Source organism: Microbacterium sp. Be9 (assembly GCF_011754135.1).
Taxonomy (GTDB): Bacteria; Actinomycetota; Actinomycetes; order Actinomycetales; family Microbacteriaceae; genus Microbacterium; species Microbacterium maritypicum_A.
Window position 1 is genome coordinate 1 of sequence record NZ_WNWT01000001.1, and the last position, 14,879, is coordinate 14,879.

Genomic DNA, 14,879 nt, shown 5'->3' on the forward strand with positions numbered 1-14,879 from the left:
GCTCGCCGGCAGCTGACACACGGCACGGTTTCACGAAGAGGGTCGACCACCACGGTCGGCCCTCTTCGTCGTATGCGCCGCTCTCACACCGAGTGTCCGCGCGGGAGGTCGAGTGCTGCTGGGCGCGCCGACGCCTTCAGTCGCTGCCACGCGTGTCATCGCGTCGCGCGCGGGTCTGCTCCGCCCGCGCCGAGAGCAGCGCGTCGGCCGGATACCCGACCTCGGTGAGGATCAGGCCTCGCGCGGCCAGCACCTTGAACTCGCTCGTCCTCGTCAGCGCGTCACGCAGCACCACCAGGTCGTCCACATCGAGACGCCGCTCCCCCACCGCCACGCAGGCGCCGACCAGTGCGCGCACCATGCTGTGGCAGAACGCGTCGGCCTTGACCTCCGCCACGAGCACGCCATCGGCATCGCGCTCCCAGCGGTAGTCGAGCAGGGTGCGGATCGTCGTCGCCCCTTCCCTGGGCTTGCAGTACGCCGCGAAGTCGTGCAGCCCGATGAGCGTACGCGCGGCGGCATCCATCGCCTGATCGTCGAGCCGCCCGCGAACCGTGGTCGTGTCGTGGCGGCGCAGCGGATCGAACCCGGCCTGCGCGTCGGCGAGACGGTATCGGTAGCGACGCCACACCGCAGAGAATCGGGCGTCGAACCCCTCCGGGGCGATCGACGTCCGCGTGACCGTGACGTCGGAGTAGGCGCCGAGCACGCCCCTCATGCGACCGGCGATGGTCTCCGCGGGCTCCAGCGGCGCGCGTCCCTGCCGGGCCTCGATGCGCGCCCACTGTCTCTCATCCAGGTCGACGTGCGCGACCTGGCCGCTTGCGTGCACACCGGCGTCGGTGCGCCCCGCGACCACGAACTGCACGTCGGATCCGACGATCCGGGCGAGCGCGGCCTCCAGCGTGCCCTGCACGGTGCGGAGAGTCGGCTGCTTCGCCCACCCGCGGAAGTGGGTGCCGTCGTAGGCGATGTCGAGCCGGATGCGCACGGAGCAAGCCTAGGACACGCACTTCTCCTCCACCGGTCGCCCCTCAGCGTTCGACGAGGATCCCGTCCTCATCGCTGTAGAGGTGGGCCCCGGGCCGGAACACCACTCCGGCGATCACGAGCGTCACGTCGCGCTCACCCGCGCCGAGCTTGGCGCTCTTGCGCGGATTGGTGCCCAGAGCCTTCACCCCGAGGTCGAGCGCGTCGATGGCGACGCTGTCCCGGATCGCCCCGTTGATGACCACGCCCGCCCACCCGTTCGCAACGGCCGATGCCGCGATCAGATCGCCCATGAGCGCCGTCTCGAGCGATCCGGCGCCATCGACGACGAGCACGGCCCCCTCGCCGGGGCTCGCGAGGACGGACTTCACGATCGCATTGTCCTCGAAGCAGCGGACGGTACGGATCGGCCCGTCGAATGCCGTTCTGCGCCCGAACGAGCGCAACTGCAGCGAAAGGGATTGGATCCCCTCTCCGAGCTGGTCGTAGAGGTCGGCCGTCGCGACCGGCATCCTCAGATGCCTCCGTCGATCGAACGGATCGTCACCGCAGGCTCGTCCGGCACCATCACCTCGGTCTCGCGGTTCAGGCTCTCGCCGCGGAAGAACCGCTTCGACCGCGGGAACAGGTACCAGACGAACATCAGCACCAGGCCGAAGGCCAGCGATCCGACACCGATGACGAAAGTGCCGCCGATGCCGAACAGCACCGTGTAGCCGTAGTCGACGTCCCACATGTCGATCGCCGACTGGAGGAACGCCCACGTGAGCATGAGTCCGCCCAGCAACGGGAACAGGCCCTTGAAGAAGAACTCGCGGGCGGACGACGTCAGGTCCTTGCGGAAGTACCACACGCAGGCGAAGCCGGTGATGGCGTAGTAGAACGCGATCGCGAGACCGAGCGAGAGGATCGAGTCCTGAAGGATGTTGTCGCTGATCAGCGTCATCCCGACGTAGTAGACGGAGGCGACCACCCCCATGACGATGGTCGAGAACGACGGGGTCTTGTAGGTCGGGTGCACGTCCTTGAACTTCGCGGGCAGGGCACGGTAGACACCCATCGCGAGTGTGCCGCGGGCCGTCGGCAGGATCGTGGTCTGGGTCGACGAGATCGCCGAGATGATCACCGAGACCACCAGCACCCATCCGAACGGGCCGAGCAGCCCGTCCTTGATCGCCAGGAAGAAGTCGTCGGCGTTCGCCTCGTTGCCCAGGCCCGTGCCGTCCTCGCCGAGACCCGCGTACATCATGGCCGCGATGGTCACGGCGACGTAGGTGAACAGCAGGATCACGGTCGTCAGCAGCGCGGCACGACCCGGGATGCGCTTCGGGTCCTTGGTCTCCTCGTTGAGAGCGAGGCAGGTGTCCCATCCCCAGTAGATGAACAGCGCGAGCAGGATGGCCTCGGTGAAGCCCGACCAGTCGGTGAACGCGAACGGGTTCATCCACTCCCAGTCGAAGGGGGTCGGGTTCGGGGCGGTGCCGGCGAAGAACTGCCAGAGCGCCGCGACGACGAAGATCGCGAGCGCCAGGTACTGGATCCCGAGCAGGATGTTCTGGATGCGCTCGCCGATCTCGACCCCGCGCCAGCTGACCCACGTCATCGCCGCGATGAAGAGCACGGCGACGACCACGACGCGCCAGTCGTTGTTCTCGAGGTCCTGTCCGATCAGCGACCAGAAGTAGACCGAGGCGATCTGGGCGAGGTTGGCGAGCACGACCATGCCGGCGACCGCGACACCCCAACCGCCCATCCATCCCACCCAGGGGCCGAACGCCTTGGTCCCCCAGGTGAAGGTCGTGCCGCAGTCGGGCACCGCGTTGTTCAGCTCGCGATAGGCGAAGGCGATCAGGAGCATCGGGACGAAGGCGATGATGAAGGCGATCGGAGCCTGCGCACCGACGGCGAGCACCACGAAACCGAGCGTCGCGACCAGCGAGTAGACCGGGGCCGTCGAGGCGAGACCGATGACGGTCGACCCCCAGAGTCCCAGTGTTCCCGCAGCCAGACCCTTGCCGTCGGGTCGTTCCAGATGAATCGGCGTCGTTGCTGCCATGTCAGAACAGTAGAGCCACCACGGTTATCGCGTCAATGGGTTTCTTCGACCATCTGAATCCGAAGCACAAGATGCGCCTTGACGACGGATTCCGTCGATTCAGGTCCTTTCGAGCATGGCGTCAGCATGATCGGCCACCCACTCCATCAGGGGCAGCATCCGCTCCATCAGATCGCGACCGAGCGGCGTCAGGCTGTACTCCACGTGCGGGGGCACGGTCGGGAGCGATTCCCGGTGGACCAACCCGTCGTCCGCGAGCGTGCGCAGAGTGGACGCGAGCATCTTCTCACTGATCCCGCCGACCTCCCGACGCAGCGCACCCCAACGGTGGGTGCCGTCGGACAGGCAGGAGAGCACGAGAACTCCCCACTTGCTCATGATGTGATCGAGGACGACCCGCGTGCCGCAGTTCTGATCGAAGACGAATGGAGTCGATTCCTTTATCTGCGCGAAACTAACCGTCATGTGGGTACCTTACTTCAAAGTGGGTACCGTCGGATTGGAATGCCGGACGCCCACCCCGGGGTTGTCGAGGGTGTCACCTAAGAAAGGACCCTCATGACCATCCTCGTCACCGGCGCCACCGGCAACCTCGGCCGCCTCATCATCGCCAGCCTGCTCGAGCGCGGAGCCGACCCGCAGTCGATCGTCGCCGGAGCCCGCGACACGGCCAAGGCCGCTGATCTCGGCGTGCGCGTCGTCCCCCTCGACTACACCGACCCCGCATCCGTCGCCGCTGCCGTCGAGGGTGTCGACACCGTCGTGCTGGTATCCGGATCCGAGGTCGGCCAGCGCGTCGCACAGCACCAGGCGGTCATCGAGGCCGCCAAGGCCGCCGGCGTCTCCAAGTTCGTCTACACGAGCGCCCCGAAGGCGACCACGAGCGACCTGATCCTGGCGCCGGAGCACAAGGCGACCGAAGAGCTCATCGCCGCCGCGGGACTGCCTGCGGTGATCCTCCGCAACAACTGGTACACCGAGAACTACGCCGCCGACCTCGCGCGCGCCGCCGAGACGGGCGTGCTCGCCGCCGGCGCCGGAGACGGACGTGTCGCCTCGGCGAGCCGCAAGGACTTCGCCGAAGCCGCGGCCGCAGTGGCGCTCGAGGACGGGCACATCGGCGAGGTCTACGAGCTGGGCGGCGACGTCGCCTGGAACTACTCCGACCTCGCCGCGGCGTTCGCCGAGGTGACGGGACGAGAGGTCTCGTACGTCCCGCTCGGCTTCGACGACCAGATCGCCGCGCTCCGCGGCGCCGGCCTCGACGAGGGTACGGCCGGATTCGTCGCTGCGCTCGACGCCGGAATCAAGAACGGCGCCCTCGGCGACACCGACGGCACGCTCGCACGTCTGATCGGCCGCCCGACGACCCCGCTCGTCGAGGGGCTGCGCGCCGCCTCCGCCTGATCCCGCGGCACGCGGTGGCTTTCATCGCTGGGTCAGGTCGCCGCGTGCGCTTGCACCGGAACCTGCACGTGAGCGACGGTGAGGGTGATGCTCTCACGGCGGACGCCGCGCTCCGCGAGCACCGCATCGACGGCCGCCTGCACGGCGTGGAGGATCTCCGCCGAACGCGCTGCGGAGTCGACACCGAGGGTCGCCTCGATGACCACACCGTCACCGTTCCCGGCGACGGAGACGATCGGCTCCTCGTTCGTGCGCACGCCGATCGCCTCGGCCCCCGCACGCAGCAGGTTCGAGATCAACGACCCGGACCGATAGACGCTGCGGACGCCCGGCGTCGACCGGACGACCGCCTCGATCGCTGCGGCGAGCTCGCCGCGCTCCTGTGCATCCATCAGCTCTCCCCCGCCCACGACGACACCTCCCGGATGTCTCTGATCGCGATGTCGATCGCGACGACGTTCAACTCGGTGTGTGCACGCAGACCACGATCCACCTCGGCTCGCAGCTCGGCGGCGACCTTCGGGATGGACTGTCCGTGCAGCGCGCTCGCATCGATCTCGACACGGATCGGGGTCCCGGGTCGGGTCACGTCCCCGTCGAGTCGGCACCGTCCGATGAGAAGGCCGGGCACGGCGTTCTCCGCCGACCGGATGAGTCCTCGCACCGCACCCTCGGTGATCGCGAGATCCACCTGCGGATCCGGAGACTCGAATGGGATGCGCCTTCCGGCGCGCGCATCCATGGCGATGCCACTGAGGATGCGATCGACCCAGTTCTCGTCGACCGGAGGTTCGGCAGCGGCTTCCGCAGCGATGAGCTCGGCACCGAGCCCCTGCAGCCGTGTCAGTGCGTCGAGTGCGAGCTGGCAACCGGGAGACTCGTCGATCGAGCGATCTGCGGGCTGTCGCCCCGCATCGAGATAGTCGGTGAGCTCGTCGAGCGTGTGCCCGTCGAGATCGGTCGGTTCCAGGCCGAGCCGGCGGACGTCGGGACTCTCTCTGTCGTCGGTCATCGCCACTCCTCCATCCGTACGATCATGTATTTCCGTGCTCGGGCGAGCAGTCCGCGGGCCGTCGAGACGGGGATGTCGAGCTCCTCGGAGATCTCCTCATAGGAGTACCCGCCGATCTCCCGCAGAACCCAGCACTCGCGCTGCGCATCCGGCAGCTCGCGCAGGGCGGCACCGAGCGCCGCGACGCCCGCGCGCGCTTCGACGACCGCGGTCGGCGACGCGTGCAGCGGGGCGGGACGGTCGATCGAGTCGATGTCCACGGCCGGTCGGGTCGCACGGATGCGATCGACGGCCTTCCGACTGACGATCCGCATCAGCCAGCTCTTCACCTTGGTCGGGTCGTCGAGCTCGCCGAACCGCTGCCAGGCGGTGACGAAGGATTCCTGGACGATGTCGTCGACATCGGCCGATGCGTTCAGCATCCGCTGCGTGTACGCCCGCATCATGGGCGTGTACCTGCGCACGAGAACCGCGAACGCCGCGACGTCGCCATCCATCGCGCGGCCGGCGACGATGCCGTCGTCCGCATGTTCGAGCGCTGTGCGAAAGCGTTCGTCTTCCATCTACCCCACCCCTCGACCCGATCCCCTGAGAGGTTCGGAACAGTCGCCCCACCGGATCGGATCATTTCTCACCCACCTGGGAAGGATCGGGGAGAGGCCGCGCGGCCTCTCCCCGCCTCGTCACTTCTTGAAGGCATCCTTCACGTTCTCGGCGGCGTCGCGGACGTCGCCCTTCGCCTGCTCGGCTTTGCCCTCGGCGACGAGCTTGTCGTTGTCGGTGAGCTTGCCGACGGTCTCCTTCGCCTTGCCGGAGACCTTCTCCGCAGCGGCCTTGATCTTGTCTTCAGCACTCATGGCTTCTCCTTCTCCCATATCGGCCCCGGAGTTCGGGACCGCGTCTTCGACGAGGCGCCCTATGCGGTCGGCGCGTCGTCCGTGTCGTTGTCATCGTCGGAGGGCACGTGCACGTCGTCGATGGTGACGTTGACCTCGACGGCCTGCACGCCCACCAGCTCGACGATGTCCCGGTGGATGGCTGCGCGCACGTCGTCGGCGACCTTCTGCAGCGACACCGGATACTCCGCGACGATCGTCACATCGACCGTGATCTGTGCTTCGCCGACCGCGACGCTGATCCCCTGCGAGAGGTCGGTCGTGTTGAGCGCATCCCGAATCGCGCCCACCATGCGCGCGGCGCCCCCGCCGAGCGTGTGGACCCCACTGACGTCACGCGCAGCGATGCCGGCGATCTTCGCGATCACCGCATCCTCGATCGTGGTCGTCCCCACTGCAGCCCCCTGCACCGGAGTGACGACCTGGATCTCGGGCTGAATGCCACCCGTCGTGTTCGTCATCGTGAGCTCCTTCATCCGTGTGCCGCCCGCAGTGCGGTGCGCAGGTCGCGGTCGGCGACGCCATCACTAAGACGTATGCCGGAGGGCAGATGTCACAGATCGGTCGAAAAGATTCTCGTGAAGGCTCAACGCACCACTCTCAGTGCACTCCAAGGTTGAGAGTGCAATATTGCACTCCATGAGCGAGAGTGCAGATTCACTGCGGGAGCAACGCAAGCGGGACACCTCCCGCGCCCTCACCGATGCCGCGCGGCGACTGACGACGGAGAGGGGCTTCGCCGGTTTCACGATCGAGGAGCTGTGCGCCGAGGTCGGGGTCTCCCGTCGCACGTTCTTCAACTACTTCGAGAGCAAGGAGAACGCGGTCTTCGGGTTCGCGACGATCGATTCCCGCCAGGAGGCGCTCGAGGAGGAGTTCGCCGCCCGCCGCGGCGACCTCATCGACGACTTCATCCAGCTGACGATCAGCCGCTTCGAGCTCTTCAATCCCGTGGAAGACGCCCCGGCGATGTTCGCCGTGATCGAGCAGGAGCCGCGTCTGCTCAAGGCCGCATTCGAGCAGATCGCGAAGAACGAACGACGCGATGTCGGCCTGATCCTGCGCCGCACTGTCGACGCCGAAGGCTCCGATCAGACCGACGACACGGCCGACGCGGAGTTGCGCGCCGAGGTGGTCGTGCACACCGTCGGCGCGCTCGTGCGCATGAGCATGGACCAGCTCCTGCATCACCAGTCCATCGAGTCGTTCGCCGACCTCATCACCCGACGCCTCGACCTCGCCCGATCGCTGTACGCGCCGTCACAGAAAGCCCACTGAATGTCCGTCACCGCCACGAACGATGCGCCCTTCCTGCTCACGAAGCGCCGCATCTGGATCATCTTCAGCGCCCTCATCGCGGGCATGCTGCTCTCCAGCCTCGACCAGACCATCGTCTCCACCGCCATGCCGACGATCGTCGGGCAGCTCGGCGGCGTCGACCACCAGGTGTGGATCACCACCGCCTACCTGCTCGCGACCACCATCGTGATGCCCATCTACGGCAAGTTCGGCGACGTCCTGGGTCGGCGCAACCTCTTCCTGGTCGCGATCGCGCTGTTCACCCTCGCCTCGGTCGGCTGCGCGTTCGCCACCGACTTCTGGATGTTCGTCGTGTTCCGCGCACTGCAGGGTCTCGGCGGTGGTGGTCTGATGATCCTGTCGCAGGCGATCATCGCCGACATCGTCCCCGCCAATGAGCGTGGCAAGTACATGGGACCGCTCGGTGCCGTCTTCGGCCTCTCGGCTGTCGCCGGTCCACTGCTCGGTGGCTACTTCGTCGACCACCTCACCTGGCAGTGGGCGTTCTACATCAACATCCCGGTCGGCATCGCCGCCTTCATCATCGCCCTGGTCGCGCTCAAGCTGCCGAGCAAGAAGGCCGAGAAGCCGATCGACATCTTCGGGGTGATCTTCCTCTCCATCGCCACGACGTGCCTCATCTTCTTCACCGACTTCGGCGGAGACAAGGAGTTCGGTTGGGATTCGCTCGCCACCTGGGCCTGGGGCGCCGGACTCGTCGTCGCAGCGACCGCCTTCGTGATCACGGAGTCGCGAGTGCAGGACCCGATCATCCCGCTGAGCCTGTTCCGCAACCCGATCTTCGTGAACGCCACCGCGATCGGACTCGTCCTCGGAATCGGCATGTTCGCGGCGATCGGATTCGTGCCGACCTTCCTGCAGATGTCCTCCGGCACCTCTGCCGCGGAATCCGGTCTGCTGATGATCCCGATGATGGTCGGCCTGATGGGGACCTCGATCTTCTCGGGCATCGCGATCTCGAAGACCGGCCGATACAAGATCTATCCGATCCTGGGCACGATCATCACCGGCATCGCCATGGTCTCGATGACCACGCTGTCGGCGTCGACCCCGATCTGGCTGATCTGCGTGTTCCTGTTCGTGTTCGGCGCCGGTCTCGGCCTCATCATGCAGGTCGTCGTGCTGGTCGTGCAGAACGCGGTCCCGGCCGGCGAGATCGGCACCGCGACCAGCACGAACAACTACTTCCGCGAGGTGGGCGCCTCCCTCGGCACGGCGGTGTTCGGCACGATCTTCACCACGCGGCTCACCGAGAACCTGCTCGGCGTCTTCGCGGGAGCCGGCGCCTCACCCGAGGCGGCCTCCGAGGCCGCGTCGACGATCGATCCGTCCACGCTCAGCTCCCTGCCCGACGAGGTCCGAGAGGGCATCGTCACCGCCTATGCGGACGCCCTGGCGCCGGTGTTCTGGTATCTCGTCCCATTCATCGTGCTCGCGCTCCTGCTCTCGCTGTTCCTCAAGCAGATCCCGCTGTCGGATCAGGCCGGACTGGTCGCACGCGGCGAGGCCATCAGCGGTGACGAGGCGGAGCGGCTGGAGGCCGAGCAGCGCGGGGGCGGACGGTCGGATGCGGCCGTCGCCGACGCCACGACCGATGCCGGGCCGACGGACCCCGGCTCCAGGCCCGTCGCGCGCTGAGCGAGCCGCCCTTGCCCGCCTGGGGCAGGGGCGGCTCTCTGTCAAGGGGCTCCCCTTTCGCGTCCCGATCGAGCAGTGTTCATCGTGGGGGCAGCGAGGAGAATGATGGAGCACGATCCAGACCGGAGATTCACGCTGGTCGAGGTCAGCGCGAGCGACTGGGCGATCCACGATCTGCAGTACCCGGAGAACGACCACCGCAGAGTCGTCTGCACGATCTTCGAGGACGCCCCCACCGAGGTCGAGGTGCTGTGGCGCCGCGACCTCCCGCTCGCCCTGCGTTACTCCTCCGCCGAAGACGTCCTCGAGGCCGTGCGGCGGTTCCAGGACACCTCCCGAGCGACGCGCCCCATCCCGATCCCGCACCTTCCCCCGGCCCGCGGCGCGCACGGCAGAAGGTCTGCACCACGCTGACACGCCGTGATGATCAGGTGGACGCGATATGTCGGTCTGCGCCAGACTGACGACCAGTAGGCCGTCCCCCACCTCGCCTGGAGTCCCCGTGTCGTCACCCGCACCCGCCGCATCCTTCTGGAAGACCTTCTGGGAGAAGGGCGGCTGGTGGCGAGCCCTCTTGCTCACCGCCGTCTACTTCGCCCTGTTCCAGCTGTTGTCACTGGTCTTCACCCCTCTCGCCGAGCAGGTCCAGGACCCGGCGGGCACAGCCGGTGTCGCGGTGTTCTACCTGCTGCCCGAGATCATCGGAGCGGTGATCCTGGCGCTCTTCACCCTGTCGGTCGGATGGTGGCGCGAGCTCTTCGCGCGGCAGCCGATCCGCGGCCGTGGCTGGATGTGGATCGCGATCGTCGTCGTCCTGCTCTTCAACATCCTCCGGTTCGCCACGATCGACTATGGAGCTGTCGGCGTCGACGTCGTCCTCACGTGGCTGCTCACCGGACTCCTGATCGGGCTGACGGAGGAGGTCCTCACCCGCGGCCTGGTCGTGACCCTGATGCGCAAGGCCGGCTACCGCGAGATCGTCGTCGCGGTGATCTCGGCCACGCTGTTCTCCCTCCTCCACGCGGGCAACCTGCTCTCGGGACAGCCTCTGCTGACCACCGCGATCCAGGTCCTGTACACCTTCGCCTTCGGCATCCTGATGTATCTGGCCCTTCGCGTCACCGGCACGCTGATCGCACCGATCCTGCTGCACGCGAGCACGGACCCGAGCATCTTCCTGCAGTCCGCGTATCCCGCGGACGGTGCACTCACGGCCTTCGCCGCCTTCGGCAACATCGCGGTGATCATCACCGGGTTCGTGCTGATCTTCTTCATCCGCGGTCGCGTCGGCGACGCCCAGCCGTCCTTCTCCGAGACGCGCCCCGCATGACGGCGCCGTCGCTCCGCGTGCAGCCGCGGGTATGGATCGGCCTGGTCATCTGGGTCGGCTACATCGTCGTGGTGTTCGCGATCCAGAAGTCCACGGGGATCCCCTACGACACATGGGGCGACAGTGCCGGCAACCTCTTCTTCGGCGCCGGGCTCTCCCTCATCGTCGCGACGATTCTCCTCGCGATCACCACGAGCCTGCTCGGCTGGTGGGGCCCGGCGATCCACGAGGCGCAGCGCAGCCGTCACACCTGGCCGATCTTCGTACCGATCCTGGTCGCCGTGGCCGCCGTGCTGAATCTCGCCGGTACCGATTGGAGCGCGTACAGCGGTGCGTTCCTCGGCGCTTCGCTCGTGCTCCTCCTGGTCGGCTTCACGGAAGAGATCGTGCACCGCGGACTGCTGCTCACGGCTCTGCGATCCCGGTTCGCCGAGGTCTGGGTGTGGCTCCTCTCCTCGGCCCTCTTCGCGGTGATGCACTTCGTCAACGTGCTCCTCGGCGCACCGTTCGCCGGCACCGTCAGCCAGGTGGGCACCGCCTTCCTCATGGGGACGGCGCTCTACATCCTGCGCCGGGTGACCGGATCGCTCATCTGGGCGATGGTGCTGCACGGCGTGTGGGACTTCTCGGTCTTCGCCGCGGGGGTGGGCACGCCGAGCGGGGTCTCCGTGATCGCCAACCTCCTCTACCTGCTGGTGGGGATCGTCGGTGTCGCGATCGTCTGGGTCGTGATCCGCGGAGTGGACGAGCGGACCCCCGCGCTCGGGTCGGCCTCACTGCAATAGGTCTGCCTCCGGCCAGTCGGTCACGACGACCTTCCCGATGGTGCGCGACGATTCGACGATCTCGTGCGCCCGACGCATGGTCTCGGCGTTCAGCGGGGTGAGGTGGGTCGTGACCGTGGTGCGGAGGGTGCCGTCGTCGACGAGGGCGGCGACGCTCTCCAACAGGTCATGCTGGTAGTGATCGGCGGGGTCGGTGACCGGCCGGGTGAACATGAGCTCCCAGTGCCAAGTGACGCTCTTCGTCTTGAGCGCGTCGATGCTGCCCCCTGTCTCGTCGATGGAGACCACCTGTCCTCGTGGACGGATGACGTCGGCGATCGCGCGGACGTTGCCGGGCGTGAACGACGTGAACACGTAGTCGACACCGGTCGGAGCGAGCGCCGACACCTCGCTGGTGAAGTCACGGCCGACGACGTGATCTGCGCCCATCTTCCGCACCCACTCCGCCGTCTCAGGCCGAGAGGCCACCGCGACGACCTCGAGACGGGTGAGCGCCTTCGCGAGCTGGATGATCAACGATCCGACGCCCCCTGCGGCGCCGATCACCAGGAGCACGCCCTCGCTCTCGCGGGTGAGGGCGAGGCGGTCGAACAGGCTCTCCCAGACGGTGATGACGGTGAGGGGCAGAGCGGCTGTCTCGGCCACCGAGAGCGTGCGCGGCGCATGGCCCACGATGTTCTCGTTCACGAGGTGGTATCGGGCGTCGGTGCCGGGGCGGTCGATCTGCCCGGCGTAGTAGACGCGATCCCCCACCGCGAAACGCGTGATCTCGTCACCGACGGCGACCACGACTCCCGCCGCGTCATATCCGAGGATCCGCGGCGCACCCGACGTGGGAGCGCCGGCGCGCACCTTCACGTCGACGGGATTCACCGACACGCCCTGCACCTCGACGAGGAGATCTCGACCGACGGGGTTCGGCACGGGAAGCGAGATGTCGCTGAGGGACGTGGGATCGGTCACGGGACGCCGACCGCGGGCGCCGATCGCGGGCATGCGCTCGGGGAGAGGATGCGACGAGGAGGCGGAGTTCGGAGTGTTCATGGTTGTCATGCGCGTCACGCTATCCGAAGCACTCTAGTTACCCGCAAGCGCTCCTGGTATCCAAAAGATACTGGCCTGCATCGTGGAGATGGGCGACCTCGGCGGAGCGTTCCCGCCGCAAGGAGCGCCGAATCGCGATACCCAGCAGCGAGGCTGTTACATTCAACGGCATGCGCGCGGCGAACTCCTCGGTCGGAACAGCGGACCAGGAACGGTCGGATCGGCGCGGACTCGCGGTCAGCCTGTGGATCCTCATCCCTCTGATCCTCCTCGTGACGTACTTTGCGCAGATCCTCGAGTCGTTCAGCGCTGTCGGCTGCGAAGGCGACTGCGATCTGGATCTCGCCTTCGGCGCCCGCGCCGCTTATCCGTGGGCGATCGGGGCCTCGGTCCTCGCGGCGGTGGTCGTCGCCGTGGTGTCCCGACGCACGAGGAAGCCCGCGTACTGGGGCCCGTTGCTCGGCGTCGTCCTCGTCCTGCTGTCGGCGATCGTGACCAGCATCCTGTTCCAGGTCGGCCTGGCCCCGATGCACGAGCGGAACGACAGGATCGCGAGCGGCGAGATTCCGGTCGAGACGCCACCGCCGCTCCCCGACCCCGTCGGAGACTGGGAGGCGAGCGTCGGCGGCACCCCGTACCTGCGGTTCTCCGCCGACGGCACGGTTGACGGCAACGACGGATGCAACGACTTGAGCGGCCGATGGACGCAGGAGTCCTCCGGCAGGATCGACCTGGAAGCGCTCGTCCCCCAGACGACGAACGTGTGCGACGGCGTCGACACCTGGCTGAGCGTCGGTCACTCGGCCGACATCGTCGACAGGTACATGTACGTCAACGGCGATATGGACTCACCCATCGGAGGCCTGCAACCGGCGCGCTGAGGCTCGGATCGCACCCCGGGAACCAGAAAAACCCCGGCGAACCGGGGTTTCGTTCTGTAGCAGGAGCGGGGCTTGAACCCGCGACCTCACGATTATGAGTCGTGCGCTCTAACCAGCTGAGCTACCCTGCCGCGAGGCATCCGTCCGCGTGAGAAGAATGCTTGCGAGCCCCGAGTCAGGATTGAACTGACGACCCCTTCCTTACCATGGAAGTGCTCTGCCACTGAGCTATCGGGGCGTGCTGCCCCTCGCGGGGCAACCGTACGAGAATACCATCACTGTGGCGTCCTCATGAAATCGAGCCGGTCAGTACGACGTTCGACCCGCGTTCTCCTTGAGCCACGGCATCGGGTCGATGGTCGATCCGTTGACGATGAGCTCGAAGTGCAGGTGGGCGCCGTAGGAACGGCCCGTGTTTCCGGTCTTGCCGACGACAGTGCCGACCGTCACCGTGTCGCCGGCCTTGACGTTCAGAGACCCGTACTGCATGTGCGAGTAGTGGCTCGTGATGACCTGGCCATCGATGACGTGGTCGATGTAGACCGTGACACCGAAGGCACCGCCCTGTTCGGTCGCGATGCGGACCGTGCCGTCGGCGATGGCCTGGATCGGCGCGCCGTTGCCCGGCACGAAGTCGATGCCCTCATGGAGGCGGCCGCTGCGCATGCCGTAGCCGTAGCTCATGCCCACGCCGACGAGGAACGGCCACTGGATCGCGGCGTCGGGGTCGTTCGTGAAGATCTCGCGCGAATAGTTGATGCCCTGCTCCGCGGCGACCTCGGCGAGCGAGACCGTGCTGAAGTCATCGGCGCGGGTGAGCGCCTCGCTCTCGACACCGGATGGCGCGACGAACGCCTGGATCTCACCCTCGGCCGTGTCCTTCGCTTCTTCGGCGGAGGACGACACCAGCGACATCGATGCCGCCGAAGCACCCTGCACGCCGGCGACCGCCTCGGCGGGGAGCGTCATGGACACCGCGAGGAGACCGGCGAGGCTCATCACCCCGACAGTCGCGCTGAGAGTCACAGCCTTGCGGATGTTGCGGGGACGACGGGCGGCCACATGCACGGAGGCGACGGGCTCGTCGTCGGAGGCGCGCGCCGACTGCACCCGCGCACGGTCGGCTGCGGAGACGGTGGGAACGGGACCGGTCGCACGGAACGCGCGGGACGCACGCTCGAACGCGTCGGCGTCGTCGCCGGGCACATCGGGAACATCGGCGATGATCGGCTCCGGGTTCGGAGCGATGAAGGGCTCGACCAGCGGCTCGGCGGCGACATCGTCGGCCGTGGGGCGCTGGCGGGCGGCACGCCGGGAAAGCGGGGCGACAGCAGCCAGGGCGACGGCTGTGGCGTCGACCGCGGCAGTGGGGGCGGCGGCAGTGGGCGCGGCGGCGGATTCGGCGGCAGAGATGGGTGCCGTCGGTCCCGCCGCGGGGGCCTCAGAGGCCGCAGTGCGGAGTCGGCTGGACCGGCGCGTGGGCGCAGAGGCAGCCTGGGAAGTCTCGAAGGGCAAAGCGT

General features: G+C 67.4%; 18 protein-coding genes and 2 tRNA genes. 7 read left to right on the forward strand and 13 right to left on the reverse strand.

What is annotated here, in order from left to right:
• Nucleotides 1-136: 136 nt before the first annotated feature.
• From truA to GLO27_RS00020, 4 genes are all read right to left on the reverse strand, one after another.
• On the reverse strand, nucleotides 137-991 hold the full coding sequence (truA, locus tag GLO27_RS00005) for a tRNA pseudouridine(38-40) synthase TruA (RefSeq protein WP_021199046.1): 855 nt from the start codon (nucleotides 989-991) through the stop codon (nucleotides 137-139).
• Nucleotides 992-1,034: 43 nt separating this feature from the next.
• Nucleotides 1,035-1,502 carry a ribonuclease E activity regulator RraA gene (gene rraA / locus GLO27_RS00010; protein WP_167253048.1) on the reverse strand — a complete coding sequence of 156 codons (468 nt, stop codon included), beginning with the start codon at nucleotides 1,500-1,502 and terminating at the stop codon, nucleotides 1,035-1,037.
• A gap of 2 nt (nucleotides 1,503-1,504) precedes the next feature.
• Nucleotides 1,505-3,046, reverse strand: coding sequence for an APC family permease (locus GLO27_RS00015; RefSeq protein WP_021199044.1), 1,542 nt, complete (start codon nucleotides 3,044-3,046; stop codon nucleotides 1,505-1,507).
• Nucleotides 3,047-3,145: 99 nt separating this feature from the next.
• Complete coding sequence (locus tag GLO27_RS00020) at nucleotides 3,146-3,511, reverse strand: helix-turn-helix domain-containing protein (protein ID WP_021199043.1); 366 nt, start codon at nucleotides 3,509-3,511, stop codon at nucleotides 3,146-3,148.
• Between the two features lie 93 nt (nucleotides 3,512-3,604).
• Between GLO27_RS00020 and GLO27_RS00025 the strand changes: the two genes are divergently transcribed.
• Complete coding sequence (locus GLO27_RS00025; RefSeq protein WP_029259831.1) at nucleotides 3,605-4,453, forward strand: SDR family oxidoreductase; 849 nt, start codon at nucleotides 3,605-3,607, stop codon at nucleotides 4,451-4,453.
• Nucleotides 4,454-4,485: 32 nt separating this feature from the next.
• On the opposite strand, the gene GLO27_RS00030 is transcribed toward GLO27_RS00025, so the two are convergent.
• From GLO27_RS00030 to GLO27_RS00050, 5 genes are all read right to left on the reverse strand, one after another.
• Nucleotides 4,486-4,845, reverse strand: a complete 360-nt coding sequence (locus GLO27_RS00030) for a hypothetical protein (RefSeq protein WP_029259830.1) — start codon at nucleotides 4,843-4,845, stop codon at nucleotides 4,486-4,488.
• Nucleotides 4,845-5,465, reverse strand: a complete 621-nt coding sequence (locus GLO27_RS00035; protein WP_021199040.1) for an Asp23/Gls24 family envelope stress response protein — start codon at nucleotides 5,463-5,465, stop codon at nucleotides 4,845-4,847. The genes GLO27_RS00030 and GLO27_RS00035 overlap by 1 nt, the downstream gene beginning before the upstream one ends.
• Nucleotides 5,462-6,028 (reverse strand): RNA polymerase sigma factor, encoded by a 567-nt coding sequence (locus GLO27_RS00040; RefSeq protein ID WP_021199039.1) that lies wholly within the window; start codon nucleotides 6,026-6,028, stop codon nucleotides 5,462-5,464. Before GLO27_RS00040 ends, GLO27_RS00035 begins: the two co-directional genes overlap by 4 nt.
• 120 nt (nucleotides 6,029-6,148) lie before the next feature.
• Entirely contained in the window at nucleotides 6,149-6,322 is a 174-nt protein-coding gene (locus tag GLO27_RS00045; protein WP_029259828.1) for a CsbD family protein, read from the reverse strand.
• A gap of 59 nt (nucleotides 6,323-6,381) precedes the next feature.
• Entirely contained in the window at nucleotides 6,382-6,822 is a 441-nt protein-coding gene (locus GLO27_RS00050; protein WP_021199037.1) for an Asp23/Gls24 family envelope stress response protein, read from the reverse strand.
• Nucleotides 6,823-7,000: 178 nt separating this feature from the next.
• Here GLO27_RS00050 and GLO27_RS00055 point away from each other — a divergent pair, with 178 nt between their 5' ends.
• The 5 genes from GLO27_RS00055 to GLO27_RS00075 all read left to right on the forward strand — a co-directional run bounded on the left by GLO27_RS00055 (nucleotide 7,001) and on the right by GLO27_RS00075 (nucleotide 11,434).
• Nucleotides 7,001-7,639: a TetR/AcrR family transcriptional regulator gene (locus GLO27_RS00055; RefSeq protein ID WP_021199036.1), complete on the forward strand. Its 639-nt coding sequence runs from the start codon at nucleotides 7,001-7,003 to the stop codon at nucleotides 7,637-7,639.
• Nucleotides 7,640-9,319 (forward strand): MDR family MFS transporter, encoded by a 1,680-nt coding sequence (locus tag GLO27_RS00060; protein WP_167253050.1) that lies wholly within the window; start codon nucleotides 7,640-7,642, stop codon nucleotides 9,317-9,319.
• 105 nt (nucleotides 9,320-9,424) lie between these two features.
• On the forward strand, nucleotides 9,425-9,733 hold the full coding sequence (locus GLO27_RS00065; RefSeq protein WP_021199034.1) for a hypothetical protein: 309 nt from the start codon (nucleotides 9,425-9,427) through the stop codon (nucleotides 9,731-9,733).
• An 88-nt stretch (nucleotides 9,734-9,821) separates the two neighbouring features.
• Nucleotides 9,822-10,649 (forward strand): CPBP family intramembrane glutamic endopeptidase, encoded by an 828-nt coding sequence (locus GLO27_RS00070; protein WP_021199033.1) that lies wholly within the window; start codon nucleotides 9,822-9,824, stop codon nucleotides 10,647-10,649.
• Nucleotides 10,646-11,434: a CPBP family intramembrane glutamic endopeptidase gene (locus GLO27_RS00075; protein WP_021199032.1), complete on the forward strand. Its 789-nt coding sequence runs from the start codon at nucleotides 10,646-10,648 to the stop codon at nucleotides 11,432-11,434. Before GLO27_RS00070 ends, GLO27_RS00075 begins: the two co-directional genes overlap by 4 nt.
• Here GLO27_RS00075 and GLO27_RS00080 read toward each other — a convergent pair.
• Nucleotides 11,423-12,487: a zinc-binding alcohol dehydrogenase family protein gene (locus GLO27_RS00080; RefSeq protein WP_243844685.1), complete on the reverse strand. Its 1,065-nt coding sequence runs from the start codon at nucleotides 12,485-12,487 to the stop codon at nucleotides 11,423-11,425. The two genes, GLO27_RS00075 and GLO27_RS00080, sit on opposite strands and share 12 nt — an antisense overlap.
• Before the next feature lie 161 nt (nucleotides 12,488-12,648).
• On the opposite strand from GLO27_RS00080, the gene GLO27_RS00085 reads away from it, so the two are divergent.
• Complete coding sequence (locus tag GLO27_RS00085; protein WP_167253054.1) at nucleotides 12,649-13,359, forward strand: META domain-containing protein; 711 nt, start codon at nucleotides 12,649-12,651, stop codon at nucleotides 13,357-13,359.
• Nucleotides 13,360-13,416: 57 nt separating this feature from the next.
• On the opposite strand, the gene GLO27_RS00090 is transcribed toward GLO27_RS00085, so the two are convergent.
• The 3 genes from GLO27_RS00090 to GLO27_RS00100 form a co-directional block, all read right to left on the reverse strand.
• Nucleotides 13,417-13,490, reverse strand: a tRNA-Met gene (locus tag GLO27_RS00090).
• 35 nt (nucleotides 13,491-13,525) lie between these two features.
• A tRNA-Thr gene (locus tag GLO27_RS00095) sits at nucleotides 13,526-13,597 on the reverse strand.
• 68 nt (nucleotides 13,598-13,665) lie between these two features.
• The gene (locus tag GLO27_RS00100; protein ID WP_167253056.1) at nucleotides 13,666-14,874 is read right to left on the reverse strand and encodes a M23 family metallopeptidase; all 1,209 of its coding nucleotides are present in this window, start codon (nucleotides 14,872-14,874) and stop codon (nucleotides 13,666-13,668) included.
• Between the last annotated feature and the right edge of the window lie 5 nt (nucleotides 14,875-14,879).

What these genes read in the sequence shown, in the direction of transcription:
- GLO27_RS00040 (WP_021199039.1), bottom strand. Translation starts at nt 6,028, where the DNA reads ATGGAAGACGAACGCTTTCGCACAGCGCTCGAACATGCGGACGACGGC.
- GLO27_RS00055 (WP_021199036.1), top strand. Translation starts at nt 7,001, where the DNA reads ATGAGCGAGAGTGCAGATTCACTGCGGGAGCAACGCAAGCGGGACACC.
- GLO27_RS00045 (WP_029259828.1), bottom strand. Translation starts at nt 6,322, where the DNA reads ATGAGTGCTGAAGACAAGATCAAGGCCGCTGCGGAGAAGGTCTCCGGC.
- GLO27_RS00065 (WP_021199034.1), top strand. Translation starts at nt 9,425, where the DNA reads ATGGAGCACGATCCAGACCGGAGATTCACGCTGGTCGAGGTCAGCGCG.
- GLO27_RS00030 (WP_029259830.1), bottom strand. Translation starts at nt 4,845, where the DNA reads ATGGATGCACAGGAGCGCGGCGAGCTCGCCGCAGCGATCGAGGCGGTC.
- GLO27_RS00050 (WP_021199037.1), bottom strand. Translation starts at nt 6,822, where the DNA reads ATGACGAACACGACGGGTGGCATTCAGCCCGAGATCCAGGTCGTCACT.
- GLO27_RS00080 (WP_243844685.1), bottom strand. Translation starts at nt 12,487, where the DNA reads ATGACAACCATGAACACTCCGAACTCCGCCTCCTCGTCGCATCCTCTC.
- GLO27_RS00015 (WP_021199044.1), bottom strand. Translation starts at nt 3,046, where the DNA reads ATGGCAGCAACGACGCCGATTCATCTGGAACGACCCGACGGCAAGGGT.
- GLO27_RS00085 (WP_167253054.1), top strand. Translation starts at nt 12,649, where the DNA reads ATGCGCGCGGCGAACTCCTCGGTCGGAACAGCGGACCAGGAACGGTCG.
- GLO27_RS00020 (WP_021199043.1), bottom strand. Translation starts at nt 3,511, where the DNA reads ATGACGGTTAGTTTCGCGCAGATAAAGGAATCGACTCCATTCGTCTTC.
- GLO27_RS00060 (WP_167253050.1), top strand. Translation starts at nt 7,640, where the DNA reads ATGTCCGTCACCGCCACGAACGATGCGCCCTTCCTGCTCACGAAGCGC.
- rraA (WP_167253048.1), bottom strand. Translation starts at nt 1,502, where the DNA reads ATGCCGGTCGCGACGGCCGACCTCTACGACCAGCTCGGAGAGGGGATC.
- GLO27_RS00075 (WP_021199032.1), top strand. Translation starts at nt 10,646, where the DNA reads ATGACGGCGCCGTCGCTCCGCGTGCAGCCGCGGGTATGGATCGGCCTG.
- GLO27_RS00035 (WP_021199040.1), bottom strand. Translation starts at nt 5,465, where the DNA reads ATGACCGACGACAGAGAGAGTCCCGACGTCCGCCGGCTCGGCCTGGAA.
- GLO27_RS00025 (WP_029259831.1), top strand. Translation starts at nt 3,605, where the DNA reads ATGACCATCCTCGTCACCGGCGCCACCGGCAACCTCGGCCGCCTCATC.